Below are 18784 nucleotides of genomic sequence, written 5' to 3' on the forward strand. Positions count from 1 at the left end.
GAAAGAAAGAGAGTGTACACACACATGCGAACAATAACAAAGAAGCCCGAGGTCTTGGCCCCGGGCGGAACATTGGAAAAATTGAAGACAGCCATCCACTACGGAGCTGACGCCGTCTATATCGGCGGAGAAGCGTACGGTTTGCGCAGCCGCGCAGGCAACTTCGACTATGAGGAAATGGCGGAAGCAGTCGCTTTTGCGCATAGCCACGGTTCGAAAATCTATGTCGCCGCCAACATGGTCACCCATGAAGGCAACGAGGAAGGCGCAGGCGAATTCTTCCGCACGATCCGCGATATCGGCATCGATGCGGTGCTGATTTCGGATCCCGCGCTGATGGGAATCGCCGTGACCGACGCACCCGGCTTGCCGATTCATTTGTCGACCCAGGCTTCCGCGACCAACTACCAGACGCTCAATTTCTGGGCGAGCGAAGGCTTGGAACGCGTCGTTTTGGCCCGTGAAGTATCGATGGCAGAAATTCAGGAAATGAACGAGAAGACCGATGTCGAAATCGAAGCCTTCGTCCATGGGGCGATGTGCATCTCCTACTCGGGCCGTTGTGTCCTGTCCAACCACATGTCGAACCGTGATGCCAACCGCGGAGGCTGCGCGCAGTCTTGCCGTTGGAAATATGGCTTGTTCGATATGCCGTTGTTGGGGCAGCAGAACCCTGTAGGTGCCGGCGAAGAAGGCATCGAAGAGAAATTCTCCATGAGTGCAGTCGATCTGTCGATGCTGGAGCACCTGCCCGACCTGATCGAGAGCGGCGTAGACAGCCTGAAGATAGAAGGGCGCATGAAATCGATCCACTACGTGTCGACTGTCGTTAATGTTTACCGCAAAGCCGTGGATGCTTACTGCGCCGATCCCGATCATTACGAATTGAAGCAGGAATGGGTGGATGAATTGTGGAAAGTCGCCCAACGCGAATTGGCGACCGGCTTCTTCTACAAAGATCCTACCGAGGATGAACAGCTCTTCGGCCAACGCCGCAAAATTCCGCGCTACGGTTTCGTCGGCCAAGTAATGGCCTACGATCCGGAAACGCAGATGGCCACTATTCAGCAACGGAACAATTTCGGTGTCGGGGACGAAATCGAATTTTACGGTCCCGGCCTGCGCCACAATAAGCTGACTGTGGAAGCCATCTGGAACGAACACGATGAAGCGATCGACCGTGCACCCAATGCCATGATGATCGTGAAGATGAAAGTTCCTTTCGCGGTTGAACGTTTCGATATGATCCGCAAAAAGAAATAGAAAAAGTGTAAGCTTAAGATTTGCTTTTTTCGGGCTTACCGTTTATATTGATTAAGAACTGAATAGAAGTTTTTCCGTAAGGGAGTAACTAGCAGCTTTGCTGTGGCAATGCCAACAATAAGTAGATCCGAGAGGGTCTTCTGGTATTGCCTTAAATAGTGAGACTTATGCCTAACGTTTCTTGAGAGAGACGTTAGTGCAAAAGTCTCTTTTTTATTAGTTATTTGCGGAAAACAAGGAGGGAAGCGCGGCGAAAACTTGAAGCAGGAAACAGATAAGGGAGCAACGGCTGGTTAAAAATAGATATCCAATAACAGGGGGATTTCAGATGGAAAACGAAAGAACAACCACGAAAACGATAGCGGCAAAAAAGAATGCGGGCTACCCGCACAATAACAAACCTGGAGGGGATTCCTTGGCGGCATACCAGAAAAGCTTAGAGAATATTTTTGCGGAAACGGGCAGCACTAAAGAAGGTCTCGATGAACAGTCCGTCAAAACGAAGCAAGCGGAGCACGGGTTCAACGAATTGGAAACGAAGGAACGAGATTCGGTCCTGAAGTTGTTTGTTGAGACGTTCAAGGATGCAATGGTTCTGGTGTTGCTGGCTGTTGCTACCATTCAGATGGTGATGGGGCATGCAGCAGAATCATTGATCATCTTTGCAGTTCTGATGATCAATGCGATTGTCAGCGTCATCCAGACAAGGAAAGCAGAAGGCTCGCTGGATGCATTGAAGAGTTTGTCCGCTCCGATGGCAAAAGTTAAAAGGGCCGGTATGAGGCTGACCGTTCCTGCTAGGGAATTGGTCATCGGAGATATCGTCAGCCTGGATGCTGGTGATTATGTCCCGGCAGACGGTCGACTGTTTGAAGCGAGTGCGCTCAAGGTGGATGAAGGGATGCTGACCGGGGAGTCCATCCCCGCCGATAAAGAAGTGATGGATATCAACGGAGCAGTTCCGGTGGGCGATCGCTCGAATATGGTCCATAGCGGAACGCTGGCTGTGTACGGCCGGGGAGAATTCATCGTCACCGCCATCGCCAACGACACCGAAATCGGTAAGGTGGCGAACTTATTGGATAATGCGTTGGCAAAGCAAACGCCGCTGCAAAAGAATCTGGAGCATTTCAGTAAAAAATTGGGTGTGGGCATCCTGATGCTTTCCGGACTTATTTTCGGAATCCAGTTCATCCGTATGATGGCGGAGGGAACGACGGATATCGGGTCCGGCGTACTGAGCGCCTTCATGTTCGCTGTCGCCGTCGCGGTTGCAGCGATTCCGGAAGCCCTGCAGTCGATCGTGACGATTGTCCTTTCGATCGGGACGAAAAAGATGGCCAAGAAACATGCGATCATCCGCAAATTGTCTGCAGTAGAAACGTTGGGATCGACCAGCATCATAGCCACCGATAAGACAGGAACTTTGACCCAGAATAAGATGACAATCGTCGACCATTATTTGGTGAACGGCCAATCCGGTAGTTTCAATGCTCATCCGCAGACCTGGTCATCCGATGAGCAGCGCTTGATGCAGGTCGCCGTCTTGGCTAATGATGCCAACATCAATATGGACGGACACGAGGTGGGGGACCCCACGGAAGTAGCCATGATCGCCTTCAGCAATAAAATTAATCAGCCATACGATGAGCTAAGGAAAGCTTATCCGCGTGTGGCGGACTTGCCTTTCGATTCGGAACGCAAACTGATGTCGACGGTCCACACAATCAACGGGGAGCATCTGTTGCTGACGAAAGGCGGCCCGGATGTGGTTTTCGGGCGCAGTACCAAAGTTTTGATTGATGGAGAAGTGGTGCCGTTGACGAATGAAATCCTTGAAAACATCAAGGAAAAGAATGAACATTTTTCGGATCGTGCCCTCCGCGTATTGGCTTTCGCCTATCGGCCGATGGAGGCAGCAGAGGCGCTCGATTTCGATGCGGAGCATGATCTGATTCTGGTCGGGCTTATGGCGATGATTGATCCACCGCGCGAAGAGGTTTATGGCGCTGTTGCGGAAGCCAAGAAAGCAGGCATAAAAACGGTGATGATCACCGGCGACCATAAAACGACAGCGCGCGCGATTGCCCGCGATATCGGCATTTCGGGAGAGGACGACCTTGCTTTGACCGGACAGGAGCTGGACAACCTAAGTGATCGGGAATTGGATGCTGTTTTGGAACGTGTATCCGTCTATGCTCGGGTATCTCCTGAGAACAAAATCCGGATTGTCCGCGCATGGCAGAATAAAGGTCATGTCACTGCGATGACGGGTGACGGGGTGAACGATGCTCCGGCTTTGAAGCAAGCAGACATCGGCATCGCCATGGGCAGCGGAACGGATGTCGCCAAAGAGGCGGCAGCGATGGTGCTGACCGACGATAATTTCGTTTCCATCGTCAGCGCGGTCGGAGTAGGCCGCAACGTCTATGACAACATCAAGAAAGCCATCGCCTATCTCTTCTCGGGCAACTTGGGGGCCATCATCGCCATCATCGCAGCGCTGCTGATGGACTGGGTAAATCCATTCACAGCACTGCAACTGCTGTTCATCAACTTGGTCAATGATTCGATTCCCGCGATTGCATTGGGTATGGAGAAGGGCGAGCCTGATGTGATGAGTCGCAAACCAAGGGATCCAAACGAGGGCATTTTCTCCGGAGATACGCTCGTTTCTGTCATCTACCGAGGGATACTGATCGGGGGAGCCGTCATCCTTTCGCAATTCATCGGTATGGTTTATTCTGCCGAAATTAGTGTGGCGATGGCCTTCTCAACTTTGATCATCGCGCGTACTTTACAGACGTTTCCTGCGCGTTCTAATTCCCAGACAGCTATCGGAGCGGGTTTCTTTTCGAATAAATATGTCCTTTATGCTGTAGCTTTCTGCAGCACATTGTATGCGGCGACTTTGTTGCCGGCGGTGCGCGGCATCTTCTCGATACCGGCCGACTTCGGCTTGGTGCATTTCGGGATAGCAGCAGGACTGGCCTTGACCGCCGTCGCGTTGATGGAAGCGACGAAACTGATCATCAAACGAGTCAGAAACTGATGAATTCCTGAAATTAAAAAAAACGGCCGGGGAAATTGGATTCCCTGGTCGTTTTTTGCGATTAAAGCTATTATCAAGAAAAAAGGCGTTCTTTCGGCTGAGCCGGTACTTTGAACAGCAAGGCAATCACCGCAGCGAGAACCGTAAAGACGAAAAGGATCAAGTAGAGATAATTGAGCCCTACATTATCGATTACCGGACCCGCCATCAATTGGAAGAAGATGGTGCCGATGTTCCTGGAAAGCATGGCGACGACTGCAGTTCCTGTAGCGATCAGTTTCCGGTTCAGCAAGGTAGAGACCATCTTGAGGTTCAGCATGATGAAGGTTCCGGAAGCGAAAAACTTGGTCAATACGGTCGCTATCGAAAGCACTAAAAAGTCATCCGACAGGAAATTGATCAGATATTCCGTTCCTGAAAGGAACAAAACGGCCAGAAGCAGCTGCTTATTCGTGAAATGGTCCATGAAGCGGTGTGAAAAAGCCATCGCGATGACTTCCGCAAACAAGGCTACGGTTAAGGTCGTGCTGACAATTGCGACCGGGGCTCCCGTATCGGTCAAAAGCAGCGGAAGATAACTGGTGTTGACCGTGTTCGTGCCGAAAATGATGAAAGCCAAAAGCAGATAAGTGATGAAAAGTTTATTCTGGAATATATTTCTGATTGTATGCCCCCCGGAAATCTCTTCTTTCTTCTCGGCTGGCTGTTCTGAAGAGACAATTGGTTGCTCCGGTTTTGGCAACGTATAAAGGAACACGATGCTTGCGAAGTAGCAGGCGAGATAGAGAATAAAAATGGATTTTGGAGACAGAAAATCATAGATGATCCCTGAAATTTGTTGCCCGGCCGCATAGCCGATTGTTCCCCAGAGGCGAATTTGGCCGAATCTGTAAGGACTGTTGGCCGCGAGCACATCAAACAGAGGTGCGAGTCCCAAGGTGATGGCGTTCGCCAATCCGTAAACGAGCCCAAAGAGCCAGTTGCCTGTGAAGAAAAAGAGTCCCATGCTGATGACGGCTGAGATCAGGACGTAGATGGTCACCGTTTTACGCGTTCCCCATTGCTCGTTTGAATAACCGATCAGTCCTTGGATGATGAGTGCGATTATGTTTGAAAGGATCAGGATGAATGAAATTTCCGACCCGTTTTTTCCTATGTCGCGCATGTAGACGGTGATCAATGATGACAAAGCCGCCATGGACATAAAGTAGAAGATGAATAATATCACATATTGCTGATACAAACGCTCCTTAAAATACCCCATCGAAATGCATTCCTCCAATAAGTTCACTAGTATACAATATTCTAACACATGATCCGGTGATAAAGCTGTTTCTTTCTTAATTTGAAAAGTGCTTCGCAAATCTCACACCAATTCTCCATAAAATTGTAAAAAGCGTTCGAAATCGGCCGTGCATCAAGCTAGGGATGCGCTATAATGATAGACAACTATACTAACGGAAAGGTGATGTCTGCTGATGTATCCACAAACCCAAAAGAAAATCGCTGAAATGCTGAAAGGCAATGTTTTCCCAGGAGCGAGCTACACCTTCATCGACATGGACAAAACAGAAACGCGAATGGTCGGATCGGCGGCGATCCTGCCTGAACGGGAATCCTTACGGGAAGGCATGCTCTATGATGTGGCATCTTTAACAAAAGTGATCGTCACGACGACGCTGCTGCTCCAGCTACAAGAAGAAGGGGCAATCAACTTCGAAGATCCGGTGCAGGCGTATCTGCCCGAGTTCCCTTCTGCTGCGGTGACGATCCGCCATCTGCTGACGCATACTTCAGATCTGAAAGGCTATATCAAAAACCGCGATGCGTTGACTGCCGATGAACTCATTGCCGCCTTGATCGCCCTTACGCCAGGAGAGAATCTAGGCAAAAATGTGGTCTATACCGATACCGGATTGCTCCTTGCGGGCTTCATCATCGAGAAGCTGACCGGAAAATCGGTGGAAAAAAATTTTGAAGAACGCATCAAACGTCCTCTTGCCATGACGGAAAGTACCTTCCATCCGACCGATCCGATGCGCTGTGTTCCTACGCAGAACCACCCGACAAGAGGTATAATCCGGGGCGTTGTGCATGACCCCAAAGCGCTGTCTTTGGGAGGACATTGCGGGAGTGCCGGCTTGTTCGCACCAATGAAAGATTTGATCCGCTTCTCCCGGATGATGCTGCATTTTGGGGAATGGGAAGGCCAACGGATTTTGCGTGAAGAAAGTATCCGTACATTGCTGAGGGATTGGGGGAATGTCCCGAGCCAGCCACGCTCTTTGGGATGGAATCTGATTCAGGAAGGGGAAGATTTTGTATTGTGGCACACCGGTTATACCGGAACGTTTATGATACTGGATCTGAACCAGCAAACAGCGTTCATACTGCTTTCGAACCGGGTCCATCTCAAAGACCATAGACCCGAGTGGATCGCGGTCCGCGACGAGCTGATCGCCATATATAGGAAGGAAGCCCGGAAGGAAACAGCAGAATAGCAAAAAAACGCCACTTTTAGGATGGCGTTTTTTTGCTGTCCTTGGATGGACAAAGTTCTTTAGAAAGTGGGCGGCGAAGTTGCAGCTTCACCGATCCGGTTCGGAGATCCAAAGAAAAAGAGTAGTTTCTCTCAGTAACTAAAGAGTATACAGTGATACTCTGAATATAGTATGACAGCTGATTAACATTTTGGATAGTATCAAATGAGAAAATTCACATGAAAACTGCTATTGAAAATTCCACTGACAATTGATAAGATAGTGAAAGTAAAGTCCTTTAATATGATTCAGAGAGATCATGAAGGGTAACAAATCACATACATTTGATACCTTAGGTCCTTTTGCAAATAAACGTCAAAAGGGTATTTTTTTGCCCAAAAACTAGGAGGAAAAGGTATGGCAATCAACCAAAAACCGTTATTATTGGACGTGGACGAAAAACCGGAAGTTCTGAAAGGCATTCTGTTGAGTTTTCAACACGTTTTTGCAATGTTCGGAGCAACGATATTAGTTCCGCTAATTTTAGGGATGCCCGTCTCGGTCGCTTTGTTCGCGAGCGGAATCGGCACCCTGATTTATCAGGTGGCAACAAAAGCGAAAGTTCCCGTCTATCTGGGATCTTCGTTCGCCTACATTACAGCAATGGCTGTGGCCATTGAACAAATGGGTGGAGACATCAAGGCCGCACAGACAGGCGTCATCATGGTGGGGCTTGTCTATGTCCTGATCGCTGGACTTGTCAAAATGCTGGGTACGAAATGGATCGACAAATTGCTGCCTCCGATCGTCATCGGACCGATGATCATGGTCATCGGTTTGGGACTGGCTTCGTCTGCAGTAACCAATGCCGGCTTCGTGGTGGATGGGGATATCCGTCATATCATTGTGGCGATTGCAACTTTCCTGATCACTTCGTTCATCAACACGAAAGGGAAAGGCTTTTTCAAAATCATACCTTTCCTGATCGGAATCATCGGAGGATACGTCATCGCACTTTTCATGGGTCTGGTCGATTTCCAACCTGTATTGGATGCGAAATGGTTCGAACTGCCGGGATTCTATCTACCGTTTGAAACACCTTGGTTCAATTCTTACGATCTCTATTTCGGGCCGGAAACATTGGCCATCATCCCAGTCGCATTGGTTACGATTTCTGAACATATCGGTGACCACACTGTTTTGGGCAAAATCTGTAACCGTCAATTCCTGAAAGATCCGGGTCTTTCCCGGACGCTTATGGGCGATGGTGTAGCGACTGCGGTTTCAGCTTTCATCGGTGGACCGGCGAATACGACTTACGGCGAAAATACCGGCGTCATCGGGATGACGCGCATCGCATCCGTTTCCGTCATCCGTAACGCTGCCTTCATCGCAATCGGTTTGAGCTTCTTCGGAAAATTCACTGCGCTGATTTCAACCATCCCAACATCTGTATTGGGCGGGATGTCCATTCTGTTGTATGGTGTCATCGCCAGCAATGGTCTGAAAGTACTGATCGAAGAACAAATCGATTTCAACCACGTCCGCAACCTGATCATCGCCAGCTCGATGCTAGTGCTGGGACTGGGCGGCGCGGTTCTGGATATCGCAGGCGTTGTTACCTTGTCAGGTACAGCATTGAGCGCTATTACCGGTATTACGTTGAACTTGGTTCTGCCGCATGAAGAAGCGTATAATCCAAAACATCCGATTCATAAAAAAGAAGAGCACAAACACAACCATTAATGCATACAAAAAGGCATCGCCACTCAATTTCAGAGCGGCGATGCCTTTTTTCTATTGGGATTTTTGGGTGCTTAGACCAAAAAAACTATGCGAACTATCAGTCGCCCCAGACTTCGTCAGCGATCTGTTTGACCAAAGCCAATTTCGCCCACTGTTGCTCTTCCGTCAGATTGTTTCCTTCTTCGGTCGAAGCGAAGCCGCATTGCGGGCTCAGGCATAATTGCTCCAACGGCACATACTTGGTTGCTTCAGTGATGCGTGCTTTGACTTCGGCGATATCTTCCAATTCCGGTGTTTTTGAAGTGATCAAGCCTAGGATAATTTGGCCGTCGCCTGTGTAGTAGCGCAATGGTTCGAACCCACCAGCACGGTCAGTGTCGTATTCCAGAAAGAAGCCGTCAAAGCCGGTTTCGCCGAACAGTTCTTTCGCAATAGGCTCATAAGCGCCTTCTTGCGAGTAGGACGAGCGGAAATTGCCGCGGCAGATATGCGTCGTGACGACCAGATCTTCAGGCAGACCGATCTGGATATTTTTGACGTTTTCAGTAGCGACGCGTTTCAATTCATCGTAAGTTTCCTGAGAACCGAAGATTTCCAATGATTTGTCCGAGCAAAGGTCGCCCCAGAAAGTGTCATCGATCTGGATGTAACGGTTACCCAACGAATAGAAGTGCAGGATCGTATCGCGGTATGCTTGCTGCAGATCGGCAGCGTACTCCTCCAAAGTAGGATAAATTTCTTCGTTGCGGAAACCGATGCGGATCAACTGGTTCGGGCTTGGAATCGATACTTTCGCAACAGCTCTGTCGCCGACTGCTTCAGTCAAAAAGGCATAGTCCGCAAAGAAAGGGTGTTCCGGATTAAAAGCAATCTTGCCGATGTTGCGCACACTGTGGGCGCTGGTCACAACGTTGTGGAATTGTTTTCCCTGCGCCGCAAGGTAACCTTCAAAGCCCAAGAGGTTCTCAAGAAAATCGAAATGCCAATAAGAGCGTCTGAATTCTCCGTCCGTGATTCCTTTGTAGCCAAGTTCAATCTGTTTTTCGACGATTCGTGTGATCTCGACATTTTCTATTTCGCGCAGGGCTTCCTTCGTGATTGTGCCTTCAGCCAGCTCTTTGCGGGCTTTTTTGATGCTTTCGGGACGCAAGAAGCTTCCTACGTGGTCTGCGCGGAAGGGCGCTTTCGTTCTGCTTAAAGTTGTTTGGGTTGTCATGATAATTTCCTTCTTTCGTTTGATTTTTTGTAAAAAAATACGTCCTTGCGCATGATGCTGCGCAAGGACGTATGAAAGATTCACCGTGTTACCACCTTGGTTCAGAAAAACCTCTCGATTTTTCCCTTAACCAGTACGCCGCAGCAAATCGCTGTTCCGGGATACTGTGATGCTGTAACGGGCATTCCCGTGGGGGGCTAAGGTTCTAAAAAGAGCGTTCGCCGTCCACTCACTCGAAGACCATTTTCCGGATAGCATCCCTGTCCTCTTCTCAACTGCCGAGGTTCTCTGTGCATTTCGTCCACCCGTACTTATCTTTTCAATGTGAATTTATTTTGAAATTTATATACATAATAACAAGTGGATAAGAATGAGTCAAACCTTTTTTTAATCTTTTTTTCATCTTGGTGCATTTTGACACGCACTTTTTTCTGTGCAAGAAGGAAATTGCAATTCATAACATGAGGGTATATACTTCATATAGATAGATGTCTATGTGAAGGCGTTAAGGGCGACAGAACGGGCTAGGGTGCCTCAAAAGACATCAGGAAAAGAGGAACTGTATATGACGATTGAATACAAAAACTACGCGAAATGTCTGAAAGTGTTGTCGGACGAAACCAGATTGGAAATCATGGATTTATTGTCGGAAGGTGAAATGTGCGCCTGTGCGTTATTGGATCAGTTTTCGATCACCCAACCGACTTTGTCCTATCACATGAAGATGATGAAGGACTGCGGCTTGGTTGACAGCAGAAAAGACGGTATTTGGGTCAAATACTCCGTGAATCATGAAAAGTTGGATGAGTTGAAGGACTTTTTCCAGACTATGGCCAAACAAAACACCACTGTATAATTCATTCGAAAGCGGGGAATGGAAATGGAAATAAAAATTTTGGGACCGGGCTGCCGCAACTGCGAGAAACTGCAGGCAAACGCAACCGAGGCGCTGAAGAAGATCGGCATGGAAGCAACCATCATTAAAGTGGAGGACCCGAAAGAAATCGCAAAGTACGGTATCATGCAGACTCCGGGGCTGGTTATCAATGAAAAGGTCGTCTCTTATGGGCGGATTCTGACGCCCAAACACATTGCAGAGCTCCTGCAAAAGTGATGAATAGAGAAAATCCTATCCTTGCATCGACAAGCTGCGGAAACCGGGGTGCTGCTCCGGAATTATCGCAGCTTTTTTTATAGTGCCTCAGAACCCGAAAACAACACATTGACATTCATCTATGTGTCGGCGTATACTGATATATAGATAAACATCTATATGATAGGTGGAAAAATATAAATTAGAAGGTGCAGTTCATCATGGGGATTTTTCAGTGGTTAAATGATCAATTATTAAAAATGCAGTGGCTCAGCGATTTGGTCGCTGTGCTTGTCCGGGATGTCTTCGGATTGGACCTCGCCAGCAGGGTAGGAGGCAGCATCCACTTCTTCATCTACGACGTCATCAAAATCTTCATCCTGTTGTCGGTATTGATTTTCGGTATTTCTTACGTGCAAAGCTTCTTCCCGCCTGAGCGGACGAAGAAAATATTGGGACGCTTTGATGGCATCACCGCCAATATTCTGGCGGCGTTGCTTGGGACGATTACACCATTCTGTTCCTGTTCCTCGATTCCGCTTTTCATCGGCTTCACCGGATCGGGACTGCCGTTGGGTGTGACGTTCTCGTTCCTGATCTCTTCGCCATTGGTCGATCTGGCATCCATCATCCTTTTGGCCAGCATCTTCAATTGGAAGATTGCCATCGCGTATGTCGTTGTGGGTTTGATCCTTGCGGTTGTAGGCGGAACCTTCATCGGGAAAGCGCACCTGGAGGACCAGGTCGAGTCCTTTGTTTTCGGCAGCCCGACGGTTGAACTGGAGGAAGCCGAGTTGACAAGGAAGGACCGTGTCGATTATGCAGTCGATCAGGTGAAGGAAGTCGTCCAGAAAGTCTGGCTTTACGTGCTCCTTGGGGTCGGCATCGGGGCTGCCATCCACAACTGGATTCCCGAATCCGTCATAACGGCTCTGTTGGGTCAGGATAAATGGTATTCGGTATTGGTTGCGACGTTCGTCGGCATTCCGATGTACGCGGATATTTTTGGGACGCTGCCCATTTCCGAAGCGCTTGTCGCAAAAGGTGTCGGACTAGGAACCGTGCTTTCCTTCATGATGGGCGTAACGGCATTGTCCTTGCCGTCGATGGTCATGCTGAAACAGGTCGTCAAACCGAAATTGTTGGGCCTCTTCTTCGGAATCGTGGCAGTCGGCATCATCATCATCGGCTATGTGTTCAATTTCTTGGGACCTATTTTTATGTGATCAAAAAAATAATAAACAGGAGGAATATCATCATGGAAATCAAAATTTTGGGTATAGGCTGCAAAAATTGCGTGAATTTGGCTAAGAACACGGAAGAGGCATTGAAGGAACTGGGGATGGAAGCAACCATCACAAAAGTGACCGACATGAAGGACATCGCAAAATACGGCATCATGCGCACACCAGGATTGGTCATCGACGAGAAAGTCGTATCCTACGGTAAAGTCGCCAGTACGGAAGAAATCACAGAATTGTTGAAAAAATAAAAATTTTCGGAAGTGCCGGGTGGGGAATTATTCTCTGTCCGGCACTTTCTTTGCACAAATTCTATTTTGTGTTTGACTGTAGATTGAAGAAGTTCTATATTGTAAAGGTAACAAAAAAATTTTAAGCTATCAAAAGCTATTCAAAATACAAACAAGCTAAGGGGAAATGAATCATGACAAACATTACTATTTTTGAACCGGAAACAAGCAGCAGCTTGTTCAGTAGCCAGGATGCCCTGCGCATTGCAGCAGTAATGGAGGCTTTGGAAGGCTTGGAGAATTACGAGGCATTGCTTTTTAATTTGACCGATGATGCGGATCAATTCACGCTAAACAAGGCCGTTAACGAAAAAATCGAGGCGGAAGGCAATAGCGTCTTGCCAATCACTGTTGTGGATGGAGCAATCGTTAAAAGCGGCAGCTACCCGACCAACGATGAAATCACAAGCTATATCGGCGTCCGCTTCATTGAAGAGACAGAAGGCTCTTGTGGTTGCGGAGGCTGTGGTTGTGGCGGTTCGGAGGAATTTGCCGAAGCAGAAGAAGTAGAAAAAGAAGAAAAAGAAGAAAAAGAAGAATCTGGCTGCTGCGGCGGCAATGGCGGAAAAGGCGGCTGTGGCTGCGGTGGTCATGGACACCATCATCACCATAAGCATGAGGAAGCTGCAACAGCAAGTAAGGGCTCATGCGGTTGTGGACAGGGCGGCTGTTGCTAGCAAAAATAAAGAATACTCGTGTCTCGGGATACCCCGGCTCGAGTTTCTTTTTCAGCGATAGATAGAAAAACTTCTATATAAAAAGGAGCATCAGCAATCATGGATTATGAAAATTATGCAAAAATCGCAAAGGCTTTGGCCGACCCGAAGCGCGTAAAAATTGTCGATATGCTTTCCTGCGGGGCCATGTGTGCCTGCGACATACTGGAACATTTCGATTTTACCCAGCCAACTTTATCCCATCACATCAATCTGTTGGTGAAGGCGGGACTGGTGACGACGGAAAAATCCGGCACATGGCATTATTACGATCTGAATAAAGACGCTTTCGAAAAATTCAAGGTAGATACAGCGGAACTGATGGCCAATACACCGGCCTGCATCTGTGAACCGGTGCGGTCAAAAGCTATGTGTACAACGGAAGAAAAAGAAAAGATCAAATGACGCAAGGAATGCTATAAAGAGCGTAAAACAATAAATGGAGGTATAATATAATGAGTGGAAAAGAGCAAACAAGCATCTCGTTCTTCAATAAGTATCTGAGTGTCTGGGTAGCAATCTGTATGGTGGTGGGGGTTTTGATCGGTAAATATCTACCGGCCATCCCTGAATTTTTCGGGAAATTCGAATATGCGAACGTCTCGATCCCGACAGCCGTCTTGATCTGGGTCATGATTTACCCGATGATGATGAAGGTGGATTTCCAAAGCGTCTGGGACGTCGGGAAGAATCCGAAAGGACTTTATGTCACTTGGGCAGTGAACTGGCTGATCAAACCGTTCACCATGTACGCCATTTCAGCTTTTTTCTTTTTTGTCGTCTTCAAGAATTTCATTACGCCCGAATTGGCGACGGAGTACTTGGCCGGTGCGATTCTCTTGGGAGCTGCCCCGTGTACGGCTATGGTGTTTGTCTGGAGCCAATTGACAAAAGGCAATCCAGCGTACACTGTCGTTCAGGTTGCGACCAATGATCTGATCATTCTGGTAGCCTTCATTCCAATCGTCAAATTTTTACTGGGTGTCAGCAATGTAACGGTTCCTTGGGATACCTTGATTTTGTCCGTTGTGTTGTTTGTCGTGATTCCGTTGGTCGGTGGCGTTTTGACGCGGATCTTCGTCACAAAGAAAAAAGGCGTCGCTTATTTCGAGAAGGATTTTCTTTCGAAATTTGACGGCGCAACTACAGCAGGGTTATTGTTGATGCTGGTCTTGCTGTTCTCTTTCCAAGGAGAGGTCATTCTGGAGAACCCGTTGCACATTTTGATGATCGCAGTGCCTTTGATCCTGCAGACATTCCTGATTTTCTTCATTGCCTATTTTGCAAGCAAGGCCTTGAAGCTTCCACACGCAATCGCCGCACCAGCCGGGATGATCGGCGCATCGAACTTTTTTGAATTATCGGTCGCTGTTGCCATCGCGTTGTTCGGAATGGATTCTCCGGCAGCTTTGGCTACAGTGGTTGGCGTCCTGACAGAAGTGCCGGTGATGCTGATTTTGGTGAAAATCGCCAATTCTACAAGACAGTGGTTTCCCGGAAAAGAAACAAGGGTAGTGAATCCTGTAAAGCGATAAAATAATCCATCTTAACTGAAAAGGAGAATTTATTATGAAAATCATCGTAATCGGTTCGGTAGCGGCGGGCACCTCCGTTGCAGCCAAAGCGCGCAGAAATACAGAGGAAGCGGAAATCGTCGTCTATGACCAAGGTAAGGACATTTCCTATTCCGTCTGCGGTATCCCCTACAAAATCGGCGGGGAAGTCGATTCAGTGGATCGCTTGACGCCGCGTGATGCGAAATGGTTCAAAAAGAGATACGATGTCTCCATCTTTACGGAACATAAAGTGACGAAAGTTGATCATGACTCCAAAAAGATTCAAGTTAAAGATCTGAAGACAGGCGAAATCAAAGAGGACCATTATGATGTGTTGGTTTTTGCGACAGGTGCGGCCCCCCTTACGCCTCCGCCGTTCGATCAGGGTGAATATGATAATGTTTTTCATGTCCGCAACATCCAGGATCTTCGTGACATAGAAAGTTATTCGGAAGCGAACCAACCGAAAAAAGCGCTGATCATCGGTGCCGGGTTCATCGGTCTGGAAATGGCAGAACAACTCGTGTACAAGGGGTGGAATGTCACTATCGTTCAGTTGGAAAATCAAGTGATGCCGCCGATGGATGCGGATATGGCTTTCCGCGTGGAGGAAGTGTTGATGGCCAATGGGGTGCATCTGCACCTCGGGGATACCGTCAAGACCATCGAAGGTGAGGGAGTCGTCAAAAAAGTGGTGACGACAAAAGGCGCCAACATCGAAACAGATATCGTCATTCTGGCTGCCGGCGTGCGTCCGAACACCGAGCTGGCGAAAGAAATCGGCGTCACGATCGGAGCGACGGGTGCGGTTGCAGTCAACAGCAAACTGCAGACGAATGTCCCGGATGTTTATGCGGTCGGAGACGTCGCCGAAAGCTTCTCGGTCATCACAGGCAAACCGATCTACCGTCCATTGGGCTCTACGGCCAATAAGATGGGACGGATCGCCGGAGACGTGATTACCGGCGGCGACCTGGAGCACAGGGGCGTCTTGGGTACCGGTATTTTTCGCGTATTCAATCTGCATGTTGGCCAGACAGGCATGACCGAAAGAGAAGCGAAGGCAGCCGGTTATTCCGTGGAAGTCCTTTACAACATCAAGCCGGACCACGCCGAATACCTTGGCGGCAAGGAACTGGTCATCAAGGCTTTGGCAGATAAAGCTTCCGGACGCGTCTTGGGCGCGCAAATCGTGGGCTTCCAGGGTGTGGACAAGCGGATCGATGTCCTTGCCACGGCCATCACCTTCAAGGCGAAAGCAGAAGACCTATTCCACTTGGATTTGGCTTATGCACCGCCGTTCGCTACAACAAAAGACCCTATCCATTATACAGGCATGGCATTGGATAACGCCTTGCACGGAAATCCTTTGATGACGCCGGCCCAATTGGTCGAAACGCAACATAAAGGCGAAACCATCCAGGTGGTAGATACGCGTTCCGCCAAGGACTTCGAGAAGGGCCATGTCCAAGATGCAATCCACATCCCGTTGGGGGAACTGCGTGCCCGCGCCGGTGAGCTTTCCAAAGAGATCCCGACAGTTACCTACTGCAACAAAGGCGTGACCGGAAATGCCGCTCAGAATGTTTTGATCAATTTAGGCTTCCAGGAAGTCTACAACCTTTCCGGCGGCAATAAAAATTATCAAAGTTACCTTAAAATGCTGAAGCGAAAAAGCTGAGTCGCTGAATGTATGCGAACAAATGGAGAATCCAAAGCGGATCCTCCATTTTCTTTGCATTAAAATCTGATTAAGGGTGCCAATTGTCAGGACGAGTGATAGAATAAAAAGTAAGCCAAATGTTGGGAGGATGAATACATGAATTATGATTTCGAAACGCCCGTCAATCGGAGCAACACAGGATCCGAAAAATGGGCAGCCATGTACAGAAGCAATCCGAATGTGGGAAAGGATGTTTATCCCTTTTCTGTAGCGGATTTGGATATAAAAACAGCACCGGAGATCGTCAAGGGGTTGCAGGAATACATCGAAACGGCTGTAATGGGCTATGATCTGCCGACCGAAGACTATTACCGGGCAATCATTCATTGGATGGGGAATCGCCATTCTTGGGAAATCAAGAAGGAATGGATCATCTGCACACCGGGCATCATCGCGGCGTTCTATTCCGCTATCCGGGCGTACACAGAGCCGGGCGACGGCGTCCTTTACATGGGACCGGTCTATTACCCATTCATGAAGTCAATCAAAAACACGAAACGGACGCTGATCAACAATTCATTGGTCCGAAACGGCGATCGTTACGAAATCGATTTTGAGGGCTTGGCCGAGAAAGCCAAAGATCCGAAAACGAAGCTGATGCTGTTCAGCAATCCGCATAATCCGGTCGGCCGCGTCTGGACCAAAGCAGAACTGGAGCGGATCGTCGACATCTGCGCCGCCAATGACGTTGTGATTTTGGCGGATGAAATCCACCACGATCTGATCATGCCCGGACATGTCTTCACACCGATGGCATCCATATCCGAAGCAGCCACGGACATCTGCATCACGGCAACCGCCGCCAGCAAGTCCTTCAATATCGCGGGCCTGCGCAATTCCAACGTCATCATTTCGAATCCGAAGCTTCACACAGCTTTCAAGATGGATATGGAAATGACTGGCATCGGCGGAGGAACCAACGTCATCGGGTTGAAGGCGACAGAGATTGCCTATACTGCAGCCGAGGACTGGCTGGAAGAGTTCAAAGCTTTGATCTGGCACAACCATGAGACGTTAAAGAATTTCTTGGCGAAGGAACTGCCGGAAGTTACTGTCTTCGATCTGGAAGGGACTTATCTGCAATGGATGGATTTCAGTGCCTTCGGTTTGTCGCACAAGCAGTTGGAAGAAATCATGGAGGAAGAGGCACAAGTATTCCTGGATGAAGGCTACATATTCGGGGACGAAGGCCGCGGCTACGAAAGAATCAGCTTGGGAGCCCCTACGAAGACGCTGATGGAAGCGATGGAGCGCCTGGTCACAGTCATGAAAAAATACCGGAAACAAAATCAATAGTGAACTGGGCTGTCTCGTTCGAGGCAGCCTTTGGTTTGGTGGTAACCCACGAGGAGTAGCGCAACGCTCTGCTCCGGTGAACGGAGGCTTGGCCGTAGTTCAGCTAACATTCTTGATGTGTCCTCCGATGAGCGCAGTCTGGCCGGAGCTGAGCACGAAATTCAGCGGCGTCCTCCGGCGGGTGGATCCCTCGCCGTAGCAGGAGAGCGCTCCAGCTGATTTTCCTCCGGCCAACCGTACTCTGGTTGTGCATATAACGAATATCTAAAGAATTTGATAAAATTGCATCAACGTAAGCATCCTTCATCCTTTCTTCACAATCTGATGCTATACTGTAGAGTAACTAAAAGAAAGGTTGATGAGACATGTTGTATCCATTCTTCGATAGCACCTATATATTGATCATCCTCGGTATCGTGGTTTCCATGATCGCTTCGGGATTCGTCAAACGTACCTTCAATACCTATAACCAAGTGAAAAGCCAGAACGGTTACACCGCTACGGATGCAGCGCGCTTCATCCTGGAGCAATCGGGCATCCATGATGTTCAGATCGAGCGCGTCCGCGGAGATCTGACGGACCACTACGACTCGCGCGCCAAAGTGCTGCGCCTTTCCGACACAACAGCAAACTCGACTTCGGTCGCGGCCATTGGCGTTGCTGCCCATGAAGTGGGTCACGCAATCCAGGACCAAAAAAATTACATTCCGTTGCGCTTGCGCGCCGGTTTGGTCCCGGCCGCCAATTTAGGCCAGACGCTTTCCATGCCGATGATTATGATCGGCGTGTTCTCGGGCATGAACCAGACGTTCCTCAATTTGGGGATCCTTTTCTTCTCGTTCAGTTTCCTCTTCCAAGTGGTCACACTGCCGGTCGAATTCAATGCATCCGGACGTGCGCTGAAGATCCTTTCGAACGGCGGCATCCTGAATGCGCAAGAAGTGCCGAAAGCCAGAAAAGTTCTTGTCGCAGCAGCCATGACGTATGTCGCGGCAGCCTTCATGAGCTTCCTGCAATTGCTCCGTCTGCTGTTGCTTTTCGGCGGCGGAAACAATGACGATTAACCAACAGGAGCGCGATCAGTCCGCCTTCCATCCGAAAAAGCTGCTTCG

The 18784-nt window shown here is 48.8% G+C and carries 16 protein-coding genes; 14 read left to right on the top strand and 2 right to left on the bottom strand.

The features are described 5' to 3' along the window. Positions 1-24 precede the first annotated feature (24 nt). On the top strand, positions 25-1263 hold the full coding sequence (locus tag BM184_RS00610) for a peptidase U32 family protein (protein ID WP_086942104.1): 1239 nt from the start codon (positions 25-27) through the stop codon (positions 1261-1263). A gap of 415 nt (positions 1264-1678) precedes the next feature. Further along, positions 1679-4315, top strand: a complete 2637-nt coding sequence (locus BM184_RS00615; RefSeq protein WP_245830619.1) for a cation-translocating P-type ATPase — start codon at positions 1679-1681, stop codon at positions 4313-4315. Positions 4316-4388: 73 nt separating this feature from the next. Here the strand turns inward: BM184_RS00615 and BM184_RS00620 are convergent, their stop codons facing one another. Continuing rightward, positions 4389-5579, bottom strand: a complete 1191-nt coding sequence (locus tag BM184_RS00620) for an MFS transporter (RefSeq protein WP_068559162.1) — start codon at positions 5577-5579, stop codon at positions 4389-4391. A 214-nt stretch (positions 5580-5793) separates the two neighbouring features. Here BM184_RS00620 and BM184_RS00625 point away from each other — a divergent pair, with 214 nt between their 5' ends. Both BM184_RS00625 and BM184_RS00630 read left to right on the top strand, forming a co-directional pair. Next, complete coding sequence (locus BM184_RS00625; protein ID WP_245830585.1) at positions 5794-6816, top strand: serine hydrolase domain-containing protein; 1023 nt, start codon at positions 5794-5796, stop codon at positions 6814-6816. A gap of 396 nt (positions 6817-7212) precedes the next feature. Then, positions 7213-8541 carry a uracil-xanthine permease family protein gene (locus BM184_RS00630; RefSeq protein WP_086942107.1) on the top strand — a complete coding sequence of 443 codons (1329 nt, stop codon included), beginning with the start codon at positions 7213-7215 and terminating at the stop codon, positions 8539-8541. Positions 8542-8638: 97 nt separating this feature from the next. Here the strand turns inward: BM184_RS00630 and BM184_RS00635 are convergent, their stop codons facing one another. Continuing rightward, entirely contained in the window at positions 8639-9757 is a 1119-nt protein-coding gene (locus BM184_RS00635) for a 5-methyltetrahydropteroyltriglutamate--homocysteine S-methyltransferase (RefSeq protein WP_086942415.1), read from the bottom strand. 565 nt (positions 9758-10322) lie between these two features. Between BM184_RS00635 and BM184_RS00640 the strand changes: the two genes are divergently transcribed. The 10 genes from BM184_RS00640 (at position 10323) to BM184_RS00685 (ending at position 18736) form a co-directional block, all read left to right on the top strand. Beyond that, positions 10323-10613 carry an ArsR/SmtB family transcription factor gene (locus BM184_RS00640; RefSeq protein ID WP_086942108.1) on the top strand — a complete coding sequence of 97 codons (291 nt, stop codon included), beginning with the start codon at positions 10323-10325 and terminating at the stop codon, positions 10611-10613. Between the two features lie 24 nt (positions 10614-10637). Further along, a complete protein-coding gene (locus BM184_RS00645; protein WP_086942416.1) occupies positions 10638-10871 on the top strand; it encodes a thioredoxin family protein in 234 nt (77 codons plus the stop codon). Positions 10872-11071: 200 nt separating this feature from the next. After that, entirely contained in the window at positions 11072-12076 is a 1005-nt protein-coding gene (locus BM184_RS00650; protein WP_086942109.1) for a permease, read from the top strand. A 32-nt stretch (positions 12077-12108) separates the two neighbouring features. Beyond that, a complete protein-coding gene (locus tag BM184_RS00655; protein WP_068559151.1) occupies positions 12109-12342 on the top strand; it encodes a thioredoxin family protein in 234 nt (77 codons plus the stop codon). Positions 12343-12515: 173 nt separating this feature from the next. Beyond that, positions 12516-13058, top strand: coding sequence for an arsenic metallochaperone ArsD family protein (locus BM184_RS00660; RefSeq protein WP_086942110.1), 543 nt, complete (start codon positions 12516-12518; stop codon positions 13056-13058). A gap of 99 nt (positions 13059-13157) precedes the next feature. Continuing rightward, entirely contained in the window at positions 13158-13502 is a 345-nt protein-coding gene (locus tag BM184_RS00665) for an ArsR/SmtB family transcription factor (protein WP_086942111.1), read from the top strand. A 50-nt stretch (positions 13503-13552) separates the two neighbouring features. Next, the gene (gene arsB / locus BM184_RS00670) at positions 13553-14632 is read left to right on the top strand and encodes an ACR3 family arsenite efflux transporter (protein ID WP_086942112.1); all 1080 of its coding nucleotides are present in this window, start codon (positions 13553-13555) and stop codon (positions 14630-14632) included. A gap of 34 nt (positions 14633-14666) precedes the next feature. Continuing rightward, on the top strand, positions 14667-16334 hold the full coding sequence (locus BM184_RS00675) for an FAD-dependent oxidoreductase (protein ID WP_086942113.1): 1668 nt from the start codon (positions 14667-14669) through the stop codon (positions 16332-16334). Positions 16335-16472: 138 nt separating this feature from the next. Next, positions 16473-17672 (top strand): MalY/PatB family protein, encoded by a 1200-nt coding sequence (locus tag BM184_RS00680; RefSeq protein WP_086942114.1) that lies wholly within the window; start codon positions 16473-16475, stop codon positions 17670-17672. 365 nt (positions 17673-18037) lie between these two features. Continuing rightward, complete coding sequence (locus tag BM184_RS00685; RefSeq protein ID WP_086942115.1) at positions 18038-18736, top strand: zinc metallopeptidase; 699 nt, start codon at positions 18038-18040, stop codon at positions 18734-18736. Positions 18737-18784: the final 48 nt, after the last annotated feature.

The sequence above is a fragment of the Trichococcus pasteurii genome, from assembly GCF_900112935.1.
Classification (GTDB): Bacteria; Bacillota; Bacilli; order Lactobacillales; family Aerococcaceae; genus Trichococcus; species Trichococcus pasteurii.

Coding starts and splice junctions, on each gene's coding strand:
- BM184_RS00610 (WP_086942104.1), top strand. CDS start 25: ATGCGAACAATAACAAAGAAGCCCGAGGTCTTGGCCCCGGGCGGAACA.
- BM184_RS00620 (WP_068559162.1), bottom strand. CDS start 5,579: ATGGGGTATTTTAAGGAGCGTTTGTATCAGCAATATGTGATATTATTC.
- BM184_RS00625 (WP_245830585.1), top strand. CDS start 5,794: ATGTATCCACAAACCCAAAAGAAAATCGCTGAAATGCTGAAAGGCAAT.
- BM184_RS00630 (WP_086942107.1), top strand. CDS start 7,213: ATGGCAATCAACCAAAAACCGTTATTATTGGACGTGGACGAAAAACCG.
- BM184_RS00635 (WP_086942415.1), bottom strand. CDS start 9,757: ATGACAACCCAAACAACTTTAAGCAGAACGAAAGCGCCCTTCCGCGCA.
- BM184_RS00640 (WP_086942108.1), top strand. CDS start 10,323: ATGACGATTGAATACAAAAACTACGCGAAATGTCTGAAAGTGTTGTCG.
- BM184_RS00645 (WP_086942416.1), top strand. CDS start 10,638: ATGGAAATAAAAATTTTGGGACCGGGCTGCCGCAACTGCGAGAAACTG.
- BM184_RS00650 (WP_086942109.1), top strand. CDS start 11,072: ATGGGGATTTTTCAGTGGTTAAATGATCAATTATTAAAAATGCAGTGG.
- BM184_RS00655 (WP_068559151.1), top strand. CDS start 12,109: ATGGAAATCAAAATTTTGGGTATAGGCTGCAAAAATTGCGTGAATTTG.
- BM184_RS00660 (WP_086942110.1), top strand. CDS start 12,516: ATGACAAACATTACTATTTTTGAACCGGAAACAAGCAGCAGCTTGTTC.
- BM184_RS00665 (WP_086942111.1), top strand. CDS start 13,158: ATGGATTATGAAAATTATGCAAAAATCGCAAAGGCTTTGGCCGACCCG.
- arsB (WP_086942112.1), top strand. CDS start 13,553: ATGAGTGGAAAAGAGCAAACAAGCATCTCGTTCTTCAATAAGTATCTG.
- BM184_RS00675 (WP_086942113.1), top strand. CDS start 14,667: ATGAAAATCATCGTAATCGGTTCGGTAGCGGCGGGCACCTCCGTTGCA.
- BM184_RS00680 (WP_086942114.1), top strand. CDS start 16,473: ATGAATTATGATTTCGAAACGCCCGTCAATCGGAGCAACACAGGATCC.
- BM184_RS00685 (WP_086942115.1), top strand. CDS start 18,038: ATGTTGTATCCATTCTTCGATAGCACCTATATATTGATCATCCTCGGT.